Below are 15404 nucleotides of genomic sequence, written 5' to 3'. Positions count from 1 at the left end.
TATAAAAAAGGGCGCCCCATGCTGGTCAACTGCGCGGTTTATGAGAACGGCCGAAAGCTCGCCGATGTGCCCATCGACGACATCAATGCCTATCGCGATCGTCCCGACTCTTTCATTTGGGTTGCATTGAAGGAGCCCGGTCCCGGCGAACTCGCCCACTTGACGCAGCAGTTCGGGCTGCATGAACTGGCGGTCGAGGACGCGCAGAACGGTCATCAGCGGCCGAAGATCGAGGAGTACGGCGACTCGCTGTTCGCGGTCTTTCACACAGTCGAATTCGACGAAGAAGGCGACGTGCTGGTCGGCGAGATGAACGTGTTCGTCGGCAAGAACTATGTGCTCTCGGTGCGCAACAGGACCACGCAGGGCTTCCAGGAAGTGCGCAAGCGCTGCGAGCGCGAACCGCATCTGCTCAAGCACGGTCCCGCCTTCGTGATGTATGCGCTGCTCGATGCCGTCGTGGACCGTTACTTCCCCGTACTGGAAACGCTCGGCGCCGAACTCGACGAAGTCGAAGAACGCATCTTCGAGCAAAAGGGTTCGGTGGAGTCGCGCGAGATCATCGAGGACCTGTACTCGCTCAAGCGCCGCATGACGATTCTCCAGCATCACACGGCGCCCTTGCTCGAAGCCGTCAGCAAGCTGTATGGCGGCAGGTCGCCCGGCGTGTGTTCGGGCATGCAGGAATACTTCCGCGACGTGTACGACCACTTGCTGCGCATCGTGAAGACCATCGAGGGACGGCGCGAAATGATCGTCACGGCGATCCAGGTGAATCTGGGCCTGATCGCGCTGGCCGAAAGCGAGGTGACCAAACGCCTGGGTTCCTTCGCCGCGCTGTTCGCCGTGCCGACGATGATCGCCGGCATCTACGGCATGAACTTCAAGTCGATCCCCGAACTTGACTGGGTATATGGCTATCCGGCCTGCATTGCTGTCATGCTGGTGGTGGATGTCGTGCTGTACTGGCGTTTCAAGAAGGCCGGGTGGTTGTAGCAAAAAGCGCCCTTGCAGAAACCTTCCGGCGAATTTCATTGTCTAATCAAGCGTTTTAGGCGAAAATAACGCCAGGGCTTGCAAGTTTGACCCTTTGGCCGCATGTCAGTCAGGCGTTCGATATACGCGCCGCGGCCTGAAGACAGATTTGAAAGTTTTTTGCAAGCTTCATCGCGCGACACGTCGCGTTTCGCTATAACCCGCTTTTTAACTGCACGTCGGCACCGCAGTCCGCCGACGTCGCCGTCCCGGTCATGCCGGCCGCGGCGCGCCGCCTGCGCGGCCCGCACGTCCATCCGGCCTATGCCGTCAAGCTCACAACGAGCCTGAAGAGAGACGCGGTGCGCTTCCGTTGCGCCACGTATCGCATTGCCCTTCGAGTCCGCTGCGACGCCGTCCAGTGAAATGCCGCACGGCTGCTCATCGGCGACGAGCGCAGCGCCGGAAGCAGGTCGAACACGGGCGCAGGACGCGCGGCAGCACCCATCATTCATTACACAGGAGCCTCATATGGCGAAAGAAGAACTCATCGAACTCGACGGTATCGTTGACGAAGTCCTTCCCGACAGCCGCTATCGCGTGACGCTGGACAACGGCGTCGTGGTCGGCGCGTACGCCTCGGGCCGCATGCGCAAGAACCACATCCGGATTCTCGCCGGCGACCGCGTGACGCTGGAACTGTCGGTCTACGACCTGACCAAAGGCCGTATCAATTTCCGTCACAAGGACGAGCGTGCCGGCGGCGGTGCCCCGCGCGCACCGATGCGCCGTCGTTAAGCGCACCGGCTTCCTTGCCACTGCTTCAACCACACCGAGCGTCCGCCTGATCCGCGGCGAACGCCTGAGACGCCCTACCGCGGATTTCCTGACCTTCGACGCAGCCGCCTGCCTCGCGCCCAGCCACATTCGCAGCGGCAGCGCCTCGCGTCGATGTCAAGCCCTTCGTGGCTACGTGGCTCAGCCGCCCGCGCGCGCCGCCACGATCGCTTCGACGCCCGTCGCAAAGCCATCTTCGTCATTGCTTTTCGAGACAAGGCTCGCCTGACGCCGCACGGCGTCCGACGCCTGTCCCATCACGATCGACACGCCCGCGATCTCGAACATCGGCACGTCGTTGCCCATGTCGCCGAGCACGGCCACCCGTTCGAGCGGCACGTTGGCCAGCCGCGCCAGCTCGCGCACCGCAGTGCCCTTGTTGGCGTCGATGCTGGTGACGTCGAGATAGTAGGTCTGCGAGCGGGCTGCGTGGCCGCGTTCGTGCAATTGCTGCTGCAAGCCAGTCTCGACGCGCGACAGCAGCGCGGTATCGGCCGTCGACCCGACGATCTTGTCGACCGCAGCGAGATCCAGGTCCTCGAAACGCGCAACCCGCACGCCTTCGTAACCCACCGTGCGGGTTTCGAGCGGCACATAGGTCGCGTCGGGATTGGTCAGGTACCACGCATCGTCGATGAACACCCACGCATCGACACCCGCCGTCGCGAGCGTTTCGAGCGAGGTCTGTACGACGTCGCGCGGCAGCTTGTGCGACGACAGCACCTTCCACGTGCCCGGCTCGACCAGACTGCCGCCGTTGTACGACGCATAAGGCATATCGATGCCCAGCGCCTCGACGATATGGCGCATGCCTTTGCCCGGCCGGCTGCTCGCCGCCGTGAAGCGCACGCCCGCGGCTTGCAGGCGGCGCACGGCGTCGATCGCGGGCTGGCCGAGCGCCTTGTCGGTGTAGAGCAGCGTGCCGTCGCAATCGGTGACGACAAGTTCGATGTTCGCCAGTGCCTCGAACGCGTCCGCTCCGCCCGTGCTCGTCAGTCCGTACTTGCTGTCGCCTGCCATCAGTGCGCCCCTTCACGCTGGTTGAAATGCGGCAATTGCCGCGTCTCGCGCACCGAGCGCGGATGCCACAGCCGCGCGCCGCCCTCGATGCCCGCCGCATTCGACACCGTCGCGACGTTGTCCGGCAGCTTGAACTTGATGTGCGCGGCATTGCCGCCGCCGATCCACAGCTTGTCGTAGTTCACGAGCGACGCGAGGATCTCGATCGTCTTCTCCACGCGCCGGCTCCAGCGCTTCTTGCCGGCCTTCTCGCGCGCCGCGTTGCCGATGTACTCGTCGTAGGTCTTGTCCTTCGCAATCGGATGATGGGCGAGCTCCAGATGCGGCATCAGTTCGCCGTCGCGGAACAGCGCGGTGCCCGCGCCGGTGCCGAGCGTCAGCACCATCTCGATGCCGCGTCCTTCAATGGCCGCGAGCCCCTGCATCTCGGCGTCGTTGATCATGCGCGCGGGGACGTCGCCGAGCCGCTCCGACAGCAACTGGGCGAGCGGCACGCCGCGCCAGGCCGGCGTGCCGAGATTCGGCGCGGTCAGCACGATGTTGTCGCGCACCACGCCCGGAAAGCCGATCGAGATATGCGTCGGCGGCGTGGCGACGATCGGCGCGATCAGCTGCATCAGCGTCTCGACGACCACGTCGGGCTTGGCCGGCTGCGGCGTCGCGACGCGCAGGCGGTCGCTCTTCATCTGGCCATCCTCGGAAATGATCGCCGCCTTCAACCCCGTGCCGCCGATGTCGATCGCGAGAATGCGTTCCGCCTTGATCGCGAGTTTGTCCGCCGTCACGTGGGTTTTCTGTCTGGTTCTGGATTCTGTGCTCACGTGTGTTGTCCTTGCAGTGAAGTTCGAGTGGTGTTCAGTTCTTTTTGACCGGATCGGTCAGCGCGCGCCACGCGCGGCCATCATCGGCCAGCAGCTGGTCCGCCTGCGCCGGTCCCGTGCTGCCCGCCGCATACCCGTGCACGGGCAACGGGCTGTCCGGATGCAGCACGTGATCGACGGCGGCCCACGCCGTCTCGATGCTGTCGGCGCGCTGGAACAGCGTCTCGTCGCCGAGCATGCAGTCGTACAGCAATGTCTCGTAGCCGACGTTCGCGCGCTCCGCGAAGTAATCCGCGTAATTGAACGCCGAACGCGCCTTGCCGATCTGCATCAGCGGACCCGGCACCTTCACGTTGAAGTCGAAGGTGGTGCCGTGCGCGGGATCGATGCGCAGCGTGAAGACATTCGGCGTGAGCGCATCGACGGGCGTATCGCGGAACAGCAGGAACGGCACCGCCTTGAGCGTGATCGAAATCTCCGTGCGGCGCTCGGTCAGCCGCTTGCCGGTGCGCAGATAGAACGGCACGCCGGCCCAGCGCCAGTTCTCCACGTACACGCGCGCCGCCGCGTAGGTTTCGGTGCGGCTGTCGGGCGCCACGCCCTCTTCCTCGCGATACCCCGGCCCCGCCGGACCCGCTTCGTATTGACCGAGCACGACGTCCTGCGCCGTCAGAGGACGGATCGCGTCGAACACTTCGGCTTTCTTGTCGCGCACGGATTCGGCATCGAACGAATTGGGCGGCTCCATCGCTACCATGCCAAGCAGCTGGAACAGATGGTTCGGCAGCATGTCGCGGAATGCGCCGGTCTGCTCGTAGAACGCGCCGCGCCCTTCCACGCCGATCGTCTCGGCCGCCGTGATCTGAACGTTGTCGATGTATTCGCGCCGCCACACCGGCTCGAACATCGCATTGGCGAAGCGCACGGCCAGGATGCTCTGCACCGTGTCCTTGCCGAGGAAGTGATCGATCCGGTACACCTGCGTTTCCTGCGCGTACTTGAGAATGCAGGCGTTCAGCTCGCGCGCCGTTGCCAGGTCCGTGCCGAACGGCTTCTCGATCACGATGCGCCTGAAGTTTCCGTCCTTCTCCTCCAGCAAGCCGGCCGCGCCGAGATGCTCGACGATCGGCTCGAAGAAGCGCGCGCCCACCGCGAAGTAGAACATCACGCTGCCCGACTTGGCCTTCGCGAGACGTTCCTTGAGGCGCTTGAAGGTGTCCTCGTCGGTGAACTCGCCGGGAAAGTATTCGAGCCGCTGCTCGACCCAGCTCCAGGCTTCCTCGTCGAGCTTCGACGTGTGGAAGGTCGCGGCCTTGTCGGAGGCGAACTTGCGCAGCGATTGCGTGAGCTCGTCGCGCCAGTCGGAGGTTTCGCGTTCGCCGCGATTCACGCCGATGATCTCGAGCGCGTCGTCGAGCAGCTTGTCCGAGGCGAGGTTGTACAGCGAAGGCATCAGCAGGCGCTTGGTGAGATCGCCTCCGGCGCCGAAGATGACGAGCGTGCACGGCGGCGCGGGATGCTTGCCCGCGCAGGTCTCGCTGGCCGGCTTGCCGTTTTCCGGTTGGTTCGATTGATTCGGCTGAGTCCCTTCGTTTGCATCTTTCGACATGGTGTGGCGCCCCTTATCAATTGCACGGTTGCGTATTGAACCTTGGAAAGACCATCGGCGTTGCGTCACAGTTCAACTGAACCTCAGTTGAAAGCACGGCCGCACAGCAGCGTATGCTTTTTGTAATTTCGATGCTTTCGTGAAGTAAGATATGCACGCTTGCGACAGCGCTCGCGGACATGGCGACAGACATCGAAGCCGACCCTTGCCCGGACTCCACATGAACGCACACGACATTTCACCCGACCTCGCCGCCTACTTCATGCGCATCGGCTTTTCCGCCGCCGCGCGCCCGGCGGCGACGCTCGACACCTTGCGCGCGCTGCACCTGCTGCATCCTCAAGCCATCCCCTTCGAAAATCTCGACGTTCTGCTCGGCCGCCCGGTCCGGCTGGATCTCGCCTCGATCCAGCGCAAGCTCGTCACGCAGGAACGCGGCGGCTACTGCTACGAACACAACCTGCTTCTGCGCAGCGTTCTACGCGCGCTGGGCTTTCGCGTGCGCAGCTTCGCGGGTCGCGTGCTGTGGGGGCGCGAGGGGAATCATGACGTCTCAAACCTGCCTGCGCGCACGCACATGCTGCTGCTGGTCGATCTCGACGAAGGCACCTATCTCGCCGATGTCGGTTTCGGCGGCATGGTGCTTTCAGCGCCGCTCGTCTTCGAAACCGGTCTCGAACAGATCACGCCGCACGGCGCGTTCCGGCTGGAGAACGCAGACGGCGCGAGTGGCCAGCCGCCCGCGTTCATCCTGAAGGCGCTGGTGGACGGCAACTGGGCGAGCGTCTATCACTTCGATCTCGATCCGCAGTATGACGCGGACTACGACATGGCCAACCATTTCGTGTCCACTTACCCGCAATCGGTCTTCGTGCACAACCTGCTGGCCGCGCGCCTCGCGCCCGGCGTGCGCTACGGCCTGTTCAACGGGCGCCTGCACATCCATCACACGCACGACGACGGCGCGCCGAGCGAAGCCCGCGTGGCCGCGAGCGTGGCCGAGCTGCGGCAGATCCTCGCGAGTGAGATCGGCATTCGTCTGCCGGATGGCGACGATGCCGCCGCGCTCGATGCCGCCTTGTCCTGCCTGCCCTGAAGCCTGTTCTGAATCATTGGGGAACCCGCCGCCGGCACTCCCTAGCTTACTTGTGAGACAACGATGTTCAAGAAGAAGACGCGCGGCGGCAGCGATTTCCAGACGCATCACCGCAGTTCGGTCCTGACCACCACCTTGCCTGCCTGGCGTTCACGGCTGGTCGTCGTCGGCGTCACGGCGGCGTTTCTCGCGCTCGGCGCGCGCGCGCTGTGGGTGCAGGTGATCGACCACAAGTTCTATATCGGCGAAGGGCAGAAGCGCTATCAGCGGACGTTGTCGCTGTCGGCGACGCGCGGGCGCATCGTCGACCGGAACGGTTCGATGCTCGCCGTCAGTCTCGCCACTTACGAAGTCTGGGCCTCGCCCAAATTGTTCGACGGCGATCACGGCAACGAGATCGCGCGCCTGCTCGACATGCCGCCGCAGGAATTGCAGCGGCGCATCGACGGCAACCGCGCCTTCGTCCTGCTCAAGCGCCAGGTGGAAGCGGAAGCCGCCGAGCGCATCGCGACCATCGGACGCGCGGGCATCACGCTCGTGCCGGACACCAAGCGCTTCTATCCCGAAGGGGAATCGGCGGCGCACGTGGTCGGCTTCACGAACAACGAGGACCATGGCCAGGAAGGCGTCGAACTGGCCGCCGACGCCCGCCTCACCGGCGAAGCGGGTCAACGCGAAGTGATCCGCGACCGGCTTGGCCGGGTGATCTCGCAGATCGGCGAGATCGACCTGCCCCAGAACGGCGAAACCATTCAGCTGACCATCGACCGGCGCATCCAGCAGCTCGCGCATACGCAACTGAAGGCGGCCATCCTGAAGCACAAGGCGCGGGCGGGCAGCGTCGTCGTGCTGGACGCGAAGAACGGCGAAGTGCTGGCGCTCGCCAACTACCCGAGCTTCGATCCGAACGACCGCACGCGCCTCACCGGCGAACAGTTGCGCAACCGCGCGCTCACCGACACCTTCGAGCCCGGCTCGACCATCAAGCCGCTGGTGGCCGCGCTGTCCATCGATCTCGGCAAGGTGCGGCCCGACACGCGCATCGACACCGGCCCGGGCACGATCAAGATCGGGCCGAACGTCATTCACGACACGTCGAATCACGGCGTCATCACCGTGGCGGAGGCGGTGCAGATGTCCAGCAATGTCGCGCTGACGAAGCTCGCGCTGCAGCTGCCCGCGAAAACGATCTGGGACAAGTATCGTGAATACGGCATCGGCCGCGCGCCCGAGCTGACCTTTCCCGGCGCGGCCACCGGCCGGCTGCGGTCGCCCGAGCGCTGGAAGCCCATCGAGCAGGCCACCATGGCCTATGGCTATGGCCTGTCGCTGTCGCTGGTGCAGATTGCGCAGATCTACACGGCCTATGCCGGCGACGGCCGCTTTCACGCCGCCACGCTGATCGCCGGCGACAAGCGCCGCGACGCGCTGCCGGTCACGCAACCCGCCACCGCGCGGGCGGTGCGCGACATGCTGGAGCGCGCCATCGGCGAACACGGCACGGGACGCGCGGCGGCGGTCGACGGCTATCGCGTCGGCGGCAAGACGGGCACGGCGCGCAAGCAGATCGGGCGCGCCTATGCAGCGAACAAGTATCGCGCGTCCTTCGTCGGCATTGCGCCGATGAGCGATCCGCGCCTGATCGTCGCCGTGATGATCGACGAACCCGGCGGCAGCAGTTACTACGGCGGCACGGTGGCCGGGCCGGTGTTTTCGGGGATCGTCGGCGGGACGCTGCCGCTGCTCGGCGTGCCGCCCGACGCGTGATCCGTCCCGAATCGGGCGCGGCCCTTGCTGCATCGTCCGGGATGCCTGCTCGCGAACCTGTCCGAACTGTAAAGGGCGTGTGCTCTAATGCCGGGTTCAGCCCGACACCTCGACCGGGAGCGATCCCCGGGAGATCCAGACGGAAAAGACCATGAAAAAACTTGCCGCGGCGCTCGCGCTGCCTTTGCTGATCGCCGCCTGTGCGCAATTTCACAACGAAGATGCCGGACAACCCGAGGTCGAGAAATCGTCGACCAACGACAAGGTGAACGGTATCGTCCAGTGCATCGACGCGGAAGCGAAGAAGCACGACGCCAAGTACCAGCAGACGTCCATCCCGCAAGGCGTGATGCTCGAATTCGGCGATTCGAACGTCATCAAGGTGCGCTACGACAACGGCGAAACCACCTACCGCTTCTATCCGGGCAAGCGCCACGCGTCGAATCTGTGGATCGAGGGCGCGGGCAAGAAGTGCGCGCCGTCCGACACCCCCAGCACCGACAGCACCGAGAAATAACCCGGCGATCATGCGCTCCACCCAAGCCATCAACGCCGTCGAACGGCTCAAGACGCGCAGCGGCAATCCGAACTACGCGGCGGTGTCGATGCCCGGCGGCCTCTTCTATCTCGTGGAACGCTCAGCCGCCGGCTCCGCCCGGCTCTCGGACACGATGCCCATGGACGCCTTCGTCGCGTTCGTCAACGCCCGCGATCCGGCCAGGCCGCGCAAGGTCAGCAAGCTCGATCTCGCGATGGAAGAGCAGATCCGCCGCAGCGGCAATAAGGCTGCGGAACCGCCCGAAAGCAGCGAATAAGGTTCTTCACGTCTCATGCGGCAACGTTTCATGCCGCACCTTCCGCCCGCCCGAGTGTGCGATGACAGACGGAGCCACCCGCCAGTCATTGCGTACATTTTTGCTAACGATCGAGTCAGTTGTTAACTGGCATCGATCGGTCATCCGAAGAAAAGAGCAAAGGCCGCCCGCGACAGATTTAAAAAACATGCGCGGGTGAACGGGGTGCCTGGGGCAGCACGCGATCCGCGAGCCGGATGGGGTGCTGCACGGCCGAGAGGAAGACCAGATGAAAAAGAAGAAAAGCGAGACCAAGGGCAGCCTTTTGCCCTCGGCAATGGCCGATGTCGAACTTCAGCATATCGAGCGCGCGCTCGCGCAGCTCCGCACCATGAAAAACCAGGCATCCGGAACGCTCAACGTCGAGTACTGGCGCGAGCGGCTGACGGCGGTCGTCCAGGGCTATGCGCTGGTGCCGGCGCAGAAGCAGCGCGCGGAAGCCCTGCGCGTCGCCTTCGATACGATCGATGCCGGTCCGCGCCATTCGGGTTCGCGCGGCAGGAGCCCGACCAACAGGCTTTGGGCGAAAGCGGCCTGAACCGCCGCTTTCGCCATTCGCGCGACAGGCGCGACTCCCGGTGGACGCCCGCTCTCGTTTCGTTTGGTTTCGTTGCGAGCCGGGCGTACCCAGCCAGTTCTGCATCTCACGATTCGCGGCGTCAGGCATCGAACCTGCTCGAAAGACCGTATTTCGATCATGCCGGGAGCCGCCATGTCCAGCCTTTCTCACGAACGGTTCGTTCGACTCGTCCTCGCGAGCCTGATCGCCGCGTTCAGTACCTGCGGCGTCGCGCAGATCACCCAGGGCGCGGGCGCCGGACGCCAGGACAACCGCCAGTCCGACTCGAGCGCGAACGGCGCGTCCGAGTCTGCGGGCAGTCCAGTCATTGAATCGAACAAGCCGCAGTCGAAGGATGCGGCGCAGGGTCGCCGTGCCGCCTCGGGCAAGCACCAGAAGCCCGAGGGCAATACCGGTTTCGAGAACGGCCTGTACGGCACTGGTGCGGGCAACAACAAATAGCCTGGGTTAGTCGGGGTCCGCCTTCCGCTGCGACGCGCCGCCGATCTCCGGCGCGATCGCCGCGTGATTGACGATGGCTACCATCGACACGCCGCCGATGATGTTGCCGATCAGGGTCGGCACGAAAAACACGAAGACATAGTCCGCGATGCCCGCCGCGCCGCTCATCACCGCATACGCCGCTTCGACGGAACCGGCGATCACGTGCGTCAGCTTGCTGACCGCGACGGTATAGGTCACGAGCAGGATCGTCAGCAGCCGCGCCGAACGCGCGCTCGGCAGCAGCCACACCATCAGCGCGATGAGCCAGCCGGAGAACACGCCCCGCACGACAGTCACGCCGAATTCGGCGGACAGCGGCGTCATCGCGAGTTCGGCGAGCGCCTCGGTCACGTCCGGCGCGAATACGCCGCGGATCTGCAGGATCGCCGCGAAGATGCTCGTGCCGACGAGATTGAAGAACAGCACGATTGCCCACAGGCGCAGCGTCTTGAACAGCGTCGCGAAATCGCGGCGCGTGAGCACCGGCAGCACAGCCGTCAGCGTGCTTTCGGTGAACAGCTGCTGGCGGCCGAGAATCACGAACACGAAGCCGATCGTATAGCCGAAGCTCGATATCAGATCGCTCCAGGGACGCTTGGGCAGTGCGCTGTCGAGAACGCCCTGAACGAGAAAGGAAAAGCCCATCGAGAGGCCGGCGGCGAGCGCGGAGAACATCAGCGCGACGAAGGTGCGTTCCATCGCCACTTCGCCCTCCTCGCGCACGATCTCGTGGATCACGAGCGGATGCGGCGCGGAATGTTCGGCGGCCTGCTCCTGCTCGGCGCTGTCGAGGTGCGGCGAGTCCGCGCCGGCTTGGGGGTCGTTCATGTGGGGTCTCCCTGGTCGCCGCCCGATGCGGGATTGGATGGGCGGCTGGCCCATCCTTACAGCAGGAAGAATGCCCGTGGCTTCAGCCGGTGACGCTCTGGTCGAGGTCGTCGTAGCCGCGCCATTTCCAGATCAGCGCCGACAGCAGCCAGCACCCCACGAACAGCGCGACGATGCCGTAGCCGAGCGCCCCGAAGTGTTCCGACAGCGCGCCGGCCACGTCCCACAGTCCGCCGCTCAGTTGCAGCCGGCCGGCGATCAGTCCGATCAACTCGATGCCGCCGACCAGCACGGCGATCAGCACCGAGACGCAGGTCACGGTGAGGTTGTAGTAGAGCTTGCGAAGCGGTTTCGTGAAGGCCCAGCCGTAGGCGCCGGTCATGAGCAGGCTGTCGGCGGTATCGACGAGCGACATGCCGGCCGTGAACAGCATCGGAAACACGAGAATCGACCAGACCGGCAGGCCGCGCGCCGCTTCCGCCGCGGCGATGCCCATCAGGCCGATCTCGGTGGCCGTGTCGAAGCCCAGGCCGAACAGGAAGCCGAGCGGATACATGTGCCAGCTCTTGCCGATCAGCTTGAACAGCGGCCGCGCGACACGCGCGAGCGGGCCGCCGGCGGCGGCGAGCAGATCGGCGTCCTGTTCGCGAACCGGCTCGCCGCGCCGCACACGCCGGAACGCGCGCCACACGCCGCGCAGCACGAACAGGTTCATCGCGGCGATCAGAAAGAGGAACAGCGCCGACACCGACGTGCCGATGAGCCCGCCAATCTCCCGGAAGTCCGCAAAGCGTCCCTGCACGGCGAGCGCGGTCGCGGCAATCAGCGCGGTGGCCAGGATGACGATGGTCGAATGGCCCAGCGAAAAGAAGAATCCGGCGTACAGCGGCCGCTTGCCTTCCTGCATCAGTTTGCGGGTGACGTTGTCGATGGCGGCGATGTGGTCGGCGTCGACGGCGTGACGCAGCCCGAGCGAATACGCCAGCAAGGACGTGCCGAGCAGCAGCGGATAGTGCCGGAACGCGACCAGCGCCCAGATCCAGGTGAGCAGATTGAAGGCGATCAACCCGGCGACGAGGCGGGCGGAGCTGCGCGGCAAGAGAGCCGAGGTTTGCAGCGAGCGGGACGCGGAGGGTTCGGTCATGGGCGATGCGAAGGCCGCTAAAGGCGTCAAGGATACCGTGCCGGATCGCCCGGCCAATAATGGCGACGCCCCGAAGCTTATAGCGCCGCATCAGGAAAACTTAGACGGAATGCTTGGTTTGAGCGCGCGGGACGCGCCGTTACGATGGCCCCTCGCCCATTCTGACTGCGTGAATTTCGCCATGCCCCGCTATCTCGACGACGTCCAGCGCATCGAACTGCAAGCCCGGCGCGCCAGCTGGCGCTGGCGCAGCGAATGGCCGACCTGGGCGGTGATCGTCGCGGTGTACGCCGGCTGGTTCGGAGTCGCGCTGAACGCGCGTGCGCTCGGACTCGTGCCCGCGCTCGGGCTGCTTGCGCTGCTGTCGTGCTGGTACATGTCGTTGCAGCATGAACTCATGCACGGGCACCCGACGCGCTGGCCGCTCGTCAACATGCTCTTCGGCCTGGCGCCGCTCGCCGTGTGGTTTCCGTACGCGGTGTATCGCGACTCCCATCTGCGCCATCACGACGACGATCATCTGACCAAGCCCGGCCTCGACCCGGAAAGCTATTACGTGACGGCGGAGCAATGGGCGGGCGCCGGCGTCGTGCTGCGCGGCGCGCTCGCCGCGCGCAATACCTTCGCCGGACGACTGCTGCTCGGACCCTGGTTCTCGATTGCCGCCAGCTTGCGCGAAGCGTTCCGCGCCGTGGTCGAGCGGCGTTGGGCGATCGTCGCGAGCTGGGTATTTCATGGTGTCGCGCTGGCGGCACTCGCGTGGTGGCTCGATGCCCGCTGCGGCATTCCGTGGCGCGCGTTCGTCTTCGGCGTCGGCTATGCGTCGCTCGCGCTGGCGTCCGTTCGGTCGTTCCAGGAGCATCGCGCGGCGGCGCAGGTGGACGAGCGCACGGTCATCAACGAAGCCGCCTGGGCGTGGCGCCTGCTTTTTCTCAACAATAACTACCACGCCGTCCATCACGACCTGCCCGGCGCGCCGTGGTTCGCGCTCGGCGAAATCTACGCGCGCCGCCGCGACGCTTATCGCGCCCGCAATGGCGGCTTTGTCGTGCGCGGGTATGGCGAATGGATGGTCCGTCACGCGTTCGCCCAAGCCGAGGATGCCGTGCATCCGGACGCCGCGCCGCTGCGGCCGGACGTTGCTTCCGGCCGTCTCGCGACGTCCCGGCGCGGTCTCGCGGGCTGACCCGCGCCGCTGTACCATGCGGCAACGCCGACTTTCCGGATTCCCCCGATGCGCTGGATCGCCGCACTGCCGATGTACAACGTCAGCCCCGCGCTCGCGGCGGACTGGCGTGAACTGCTGCATCACGTCCGCGCGAATCTCGCGGACTGGCTGGAAGCGCGCGGCGATACGATCGACATCGTCGATGCCGACGCCGATCTGACCACCTTCTGGCTCCGCGACGACCTTCTGCTGTCGCAGACCTGCGGCTATCCGCTCGTGCATGCGCTCGCCTCGCGGGTGCGGTTGCTCGGCGCACCATCATTCGATCTTCCCGGCTGCGACGACGGCCGCTATCGCAGCGTCCTGGTGGCGGGCGCGCATGTCGGCGCGACGTCGCTCGAGGCGTGCCGTGGCTTGCGCGCCGCCAGCAACGCCGCCGATTCCAACAGCGGCATGAACCTGCTGCGACACGCCGTCGCGCCGCTCGCGCGGGACGGCCGCTTCTTTTCGTCGGTGCTGTGGACCGGCGCGCATCTCGCGTCGCTGCGCGCGCTGGCGATCGAGCGCCGTGCCGATGTCGCGGCGATCGACTGCGTGACCTTCGCCTTCGCCCAGACGCATGCGCCGGAACTGACCGACGGCGTGCGCGTGATCGGCACGACGGCGAGCGCGGGCGCGCTGCCGTTCATTGCGTCGACCCGGCTGCCGGAGGACGCGCGGGAACGCGTCTTCCAGGCGCTCGCCGACGCCTCGCGTGCCGACCCGGCGCTGGCCCGGCGGCTTCGGCTCACCGGCGTCGTCCGGCGCACGCTCGCCGATTACGCGTCGATCCTCGACTACGAACGCGACGCGATGGCGCTCGGCTATCCGAAACTCGACTAAGCCTGGGCCACACCGCGGCGCAGGGTAACGGACCGTCCCGGCATGGTTCGCGGAGTTTCGGCACAATCGAGTCTTTCAGCGCCTGGCGCGCAACAGCGCCGCGGATCGTGCCGACGCGCACCGCGAAGCCGCGCCCGCGCCGCCACGCTTACGGAACGCCGCAATGATCCCCTTTTCGCTACTCGACCTTTCCCCCGTCCCGCAAGGCTCGACGCCCGCCGATGCGTTCGCCCATTCCCTCGATCTCGCCCAGCACGCCGAGCGCTGGGGTTTTGTGCGCTACTGGCTCGCGGAACACCACAACATGTCCGGCATTGCCAGCGCGGCGACGGCCGTCGTGATCGGCCATATCGCGGCCGGCACGAAGACGATCCGGGTCGGATCCGGCGGCATCATGCTGCCGAATCATGCGCCGCTCGTCATCGCCGAGCAGTTCGGCACGCTGGCCTCGCTGTTTCCGGGGCGCATCGACCTGGGACTCGGCCGCGCACCCGGCACCGACCAGACGACCGCACGGGCGCTGCGCCGCGATCTGATCGGCAGCGCCGAGTCGTTTCCCGATGACGTCGTCGAATTGCAGCGCTATTTCGCCGATCCCGTCGAAGGCCAGCGGGTGCGCGCCGTGCCCGGTGCCGGCCTGCATGTGCCGATCTGGCTGCTCGGTTCGTCGCTGTTCTCCGCGCAACTGGCTGCGGCGCTCGGGCTGCCGTTCGCGTTCGCGTCACACTTCGCGCCGGATTACCTGCTGACCGCGCTGGAGGTGTATCGCACGCAATTCCGCCCGTCGGCGACGCTGAAGAAGCCGCACGCGATGGTCGGCGTGAACGTCTTCGCCGCCGATACCACCGAGGAAGCGCGCTTCCTCTTCACGTCGCTGGAGCAGCAGTTCATCAATCTCCGACGCGGTACGCCCGGACAATTGCCGCCGCCGGTCGAAGCGGTGGCGTGGAGCGACGCGGAACGCGCGGGTATCGAGCGTTCGCTGGCGTGCTCGGTGGTGGGCGGTCCGGCCGATGTCGAAGCGGGCCTGCGCTCGGTGATCGAGCAGACCCAGGCCGACGAACTGATCGTGACGGCGCAGATTTTCGATCACGCGAAGCGCCTGCGCTCGTTCGAAATCACCGCCCAGGCGCGCGACGCCATCGGCCAGACGGCCTGAAAGGGGCGCGCCGCGGGTTGTCATCGATTGTTGCGTGCTGGACGCCGCTGCTTTTGACAGGCAATAATGAGGAACCGGAAGGCGGCGAGCACCTCGGCGCCCTCCGCGTCCGCTTCATCCGCCCGGCCTGACCCGCTTCACGCGCGCCCGCAAAGGTGCACGCGGGATTGGGGCGCGGCGC

Annotated in this window: 16 protein-coding genes; 11 read left to right on the top strand and 5 right to left on the bottom strand. The window is 65.8% G+C overall.

Features of this window, described 5'->3' with window-relative positions; genetic code table 11:
- Positions 1-18: 18 nt before the first annotated feature.
- Together corA and infA are read left to right on the top strand one after the other, a co-directional pair.
- On the top strand, positions 19-996 hold the full coding sequence (gene corA / locus QCE64_RS30350) for a magnesium/cobalt transporter CorA (protein ID WP_309926095.1): 978 nt from the start codon (positions 19-21) through the stop codon (positions 994-996).
- Between the two features lie 510 nt (positions 997-1506).
- Positions 1507-1773, top strand: coding sequence for a translation initiation factor IF-1 (infA, locus tag QCE64_RS30345; RefSeq protein ID WP_006999277.1), 267 nt, complete (start codon positions 1507-1509; stop codon positions 1771-1773).
- 180 nt (positions 1774-1953) lie between these two features.
- On the opposite strand, the gene QCE64_RS30340 is transcribed toward infA, so the two are convergent.
- Genes QCE64_RS30340 through zwf form a run of 3 tightly spaced genes read right to left on the bottom strand, consistent with a single transcriptional unit; the run spans position 1954 to position 5262 of the window.
- Complete coding sequence (locus QCE64_RS30340; RefSeq protein WP_309926093.1) at positions 1954-2832, bottom strand: HAD family hydrolase; 879 nt, start codon at positions 2830-2832, stop codon at positions 1954-1956.
- A complete protein-coding gene (locus QCE64_RS30335; protein ID WP_404987604.1) occupies positions 2832-3653 on the bottom strand; it encodes an ROK family protein in 822 nt (273 codons plus the stop codon). The genes QCE64_RS30340 and QCE64_RS30335 overlap by 1 nt, the downstream gene beginning before the upstream one ends.
- 34 nt (positions 3654-3687) lie before the next feature.
- Complete coding sequence (gene zwf / locus QCE64_RS30330) at positions 3688-5262, bottom strand: glucose-6-phosphate dehydrogenase (protein ID WP_309934646.1); 1575 nt, start codon at positions 5260-5262, stop codon at positions 3688-3690.
- Between the two features lie 220 nt (positions 5263-5482).
- On the opposite strand from zwf, the gene QCE64_RS30325 reads away from it, so the two are divergent.
- The 6 genes from QCE64_RS30325 (at position 5483) to QCE64_RS30300 (ending at position 10000) form a co-directional block, all read left to right on the top strand.
- Positions 5483-6358, top strand: a complete 876-nt coding sequence (locus tag QCE64_RS30325; protein ID WP_310007857.1) for an arylamine N-acetyltransferase — start codon at positions 5483-5485, stop codon at positions 6356-6358.
- A 63-nt stretch (positions 6359-6421) separates the two neighbouring features.
- Complete coding sequence (locus QCE64_RS30320) at positions 6422-8125, top strand: penicillin-binding protein 2 (RefSeq protein WP_309926088.1); 1704 nt, start codon at positions 6422-6424, stop codon at positions 8123-8125.
- 151 nt (positions 8126-8276) lie between these two features.
- Positions 8277-8642, top strand: coding sequence for a hypothetical protein (locus QCE64_RS30315; protein WP_309837933.1), 366 nt, complete (start codon positions 8277-8279; stop codon positions 8640-8642).
- Between the two features lie 10 nt (positions 8643-8652).
- Complete coding sequence (locus tag QCE64_RS30310) at positions 8653-8940, top strand: hypothetical protein (RefSeq protein ID WP_309926086.1); 288 nt, start codon at positions 8653-8655, stop codon at positions 8938-8940.
- A gap of 268 nt (positions 8941-9208) precedes the next feature.
- Positions 9209-9517: a hypothetical protein gene (locus QCE64_RS30305; RefSeq protein WP_309926084.1), complete on the top strand. Its 309-nt coding sequence runs from the start codon at positions 9209-9211 to the stop codon at positions 9515-9517.
- A gap of 174 nt (positions 9518-9691) precedes the next feature.
- A complete protein-coding gene (locus tag QCE64_RS30300) occupies positions 9692-10000 on the top strand; it encodes a beta-xylosidase (RefSeq protein WP_309934640.1) in 309 nt (102 codons plus the stop codon).
- Between the two features lie 6 nt (positions 10001-10006).
- Here the strand turns inward: QCE64_RS30300 and QCE64_RS30295 are convergent, their stop codons facing one another.
- Positions 10007-10870: a formate/nitrite transporter family protein gene (locus QCE64_RS30295; RefSeq protein ID WP_310007855.1), complete on the bottom strand. Its 864-nt coding sequence runs from the start codon at positions 10868-10870 to the stop codon at positions 10007-10009.
- An 82-nt stretch (positions 10871-10952) separates the two neighbouring features.
- The gene (locus tag QCE64_RS30290; RefSeq protein WP_309926080.1) at positions 10953-12014 is read right to left on the bottom strand and encodes a HoxN/HupN/NixA family nickel/cobalt transporter; all 1062 of its coding nucleotides are present in this window, start codon (positions 12012-12014) and stop codon (positions 10953-10955) included.
- Between the two features lie 181 nt (positions 12015-12195).
- On the opposite strand from QCE64_RS30290, the gene QCE64_RS30285 reads away from it, so the two are divergent.
- The 3 genes from QCE64_RS30285 to QCE64_RS30275 all read left to right on the top strand — a co-directional run bounded on the left by QCE64_RS30285 (position 12196) and on the right by QCE64_RS30275 (position 15223).
- A complete protein-coding gene (locus QCE64_RS30285; protein ID WP_310007853.1) occupies positions 12196-13200 on the top strand; it encodes a fatty acid desaturase in 1005 nt (334 codons plus the stop codon).
- Positions 13201-13248: 48 nt separating this feature from the next.
- A complete protein-coding gene (locus QCE64_RS30280) occupies positions 13249-14064 on the top strand; it encodes a PhnD/SsuA/transferrin family substrate-binding protein (RefSeq protein ID WP_309926078.1) in 816 nt (271 codons plus the stop codon).
- 163 nt (positions 14065-14227) lie between these two features.
- A complete protein-coding gene (locus QCE64_RS30275; RefSeq protein WP_309926077.1) occupies positions 14228-15223 on the top strand; it encodes an LLM class flavin-dependent oxidoreductase in 996 nt (331 codons plus the stop codon).
- The last annotated feature ends 181 nt before the right edge of the window (positions 15224-15404 follow it).

The organism is Caballeronia sp. LZ043 (genome assembly GCF_031451075.1).
Lineage (GTDB): Bacteria > Pseudomonadota > Gammaproteobacteria > Burkholderiales > Burkholderiaceae > Caballeronia.
Note: the sequence above shows the minus strand (reverse complement) of the source record. Positions and strands in the feature narration are given on the sequence as shown.

Bases quoted from the DNA above. Each gene is read 5' to 3' on its own strand.
- corA (WP_309926095.1), top strand. From the start codon at position 19: ATGCTGGTCAACTGCGCGGTTTATGAGAACGGCCGAAAGCTCGCCGAT.
- infA (WP_006999277.1), top strand. From the start codon at position 1,507: ATGGCGAAAGAAGAACTCATCGAACTCGACGGTATCGTTGACGAAGTC.
- QCE64_RS30340 (WP_309926093.1), bottom strand. From the start codon at position 2,832: ATGGCAGGCGACAGCAAGTACGGACTGACGAGCACGGGCGGAGCGGAC.
- zwf (WP_309934646.1), bottom strand. From the start codon at position 5,262: ATGTCGAAAGATGCAAACGAAGGGACTCAGCCGAATCAATCGAACCAA.
- QCE64_RS30325 (WP_310007857.1), top strand. From the start codon at position 5,483: ATGAACGCACACGACATTTCACCCGACCTCGCCGCCTACTTCATGCGC.
- QCE64_RS30320 (WP_309926088.1), top strand. From the start codon at position 6,422: ATGTTCAAGAAGAAGACGCGCGGCGGCAGCGATTTCCAGACGCATCAC.
- QCE64_RS30315 (WP_309837933.1), top strand. From the start codon at position 8,277: ATGAAAAAACTTGCCGCGGCGCTCGCGCTGCCTTTGCTGATCGCCGCC.
- QCE64_RS30310 (WP_309926086.1), top strand. From the start codon at position 8,653: ATGCGCTCCACCCAAGCCATCAACGCCGTCGAACGGCTCAAGACGCGC.
- QCE64_RS30305 (WP_309926084.1), top strand. From the start codon at position 9,209: ATGAAAAAGAAGAAAAGCGAGACCAAGGGCAGCCTTTTGCCCTCGGCA.
- QCE64_RS30300 (WP_309934640.1), top strand. From the start codon at position 9,692: ATGTCCAGCCTTTCTCACGAACGGTTCGTTCGACTCGTCCTCGCGAGC.
- QCE64_RS30295 (WP_310007855.1), bottom strand. From the start codon at position 10,870: ATGAACGACCCCCAAGCCGGCGCGGACTCGCCGCACCTCGACAGCGCC.
- QCE64_RS30290 (WP_309926080.1), bottom strand. From the start codon at position 12,014: ATGACCGAACCCTCCGCGTCCCGCTCGCTGCAAACCTCGGCTCTCTTG.
- QCE64_RS30285 (WP_310007853.1), top strand. From the start codon at position 12,196: ATGCCCCGCTATCTCGACGACGTCCAGCGCATCGAACTGCAAGCCCGG.
- QCE64_RS30280 (WP_309926078.1), top strand. From the start codon at position 13,249: ATGCGCTGGATCGCCGCACTGCCGATGTACAACGTCAGCCCCGCGCTC.
- QCE64_RS30275 (WP_309926077.1), top strand. From the start codon at position 14,228: ATGATCCCCTTTTCGCTACTCGACCTTTCCCCCGTCCCGCAAGGCTCG.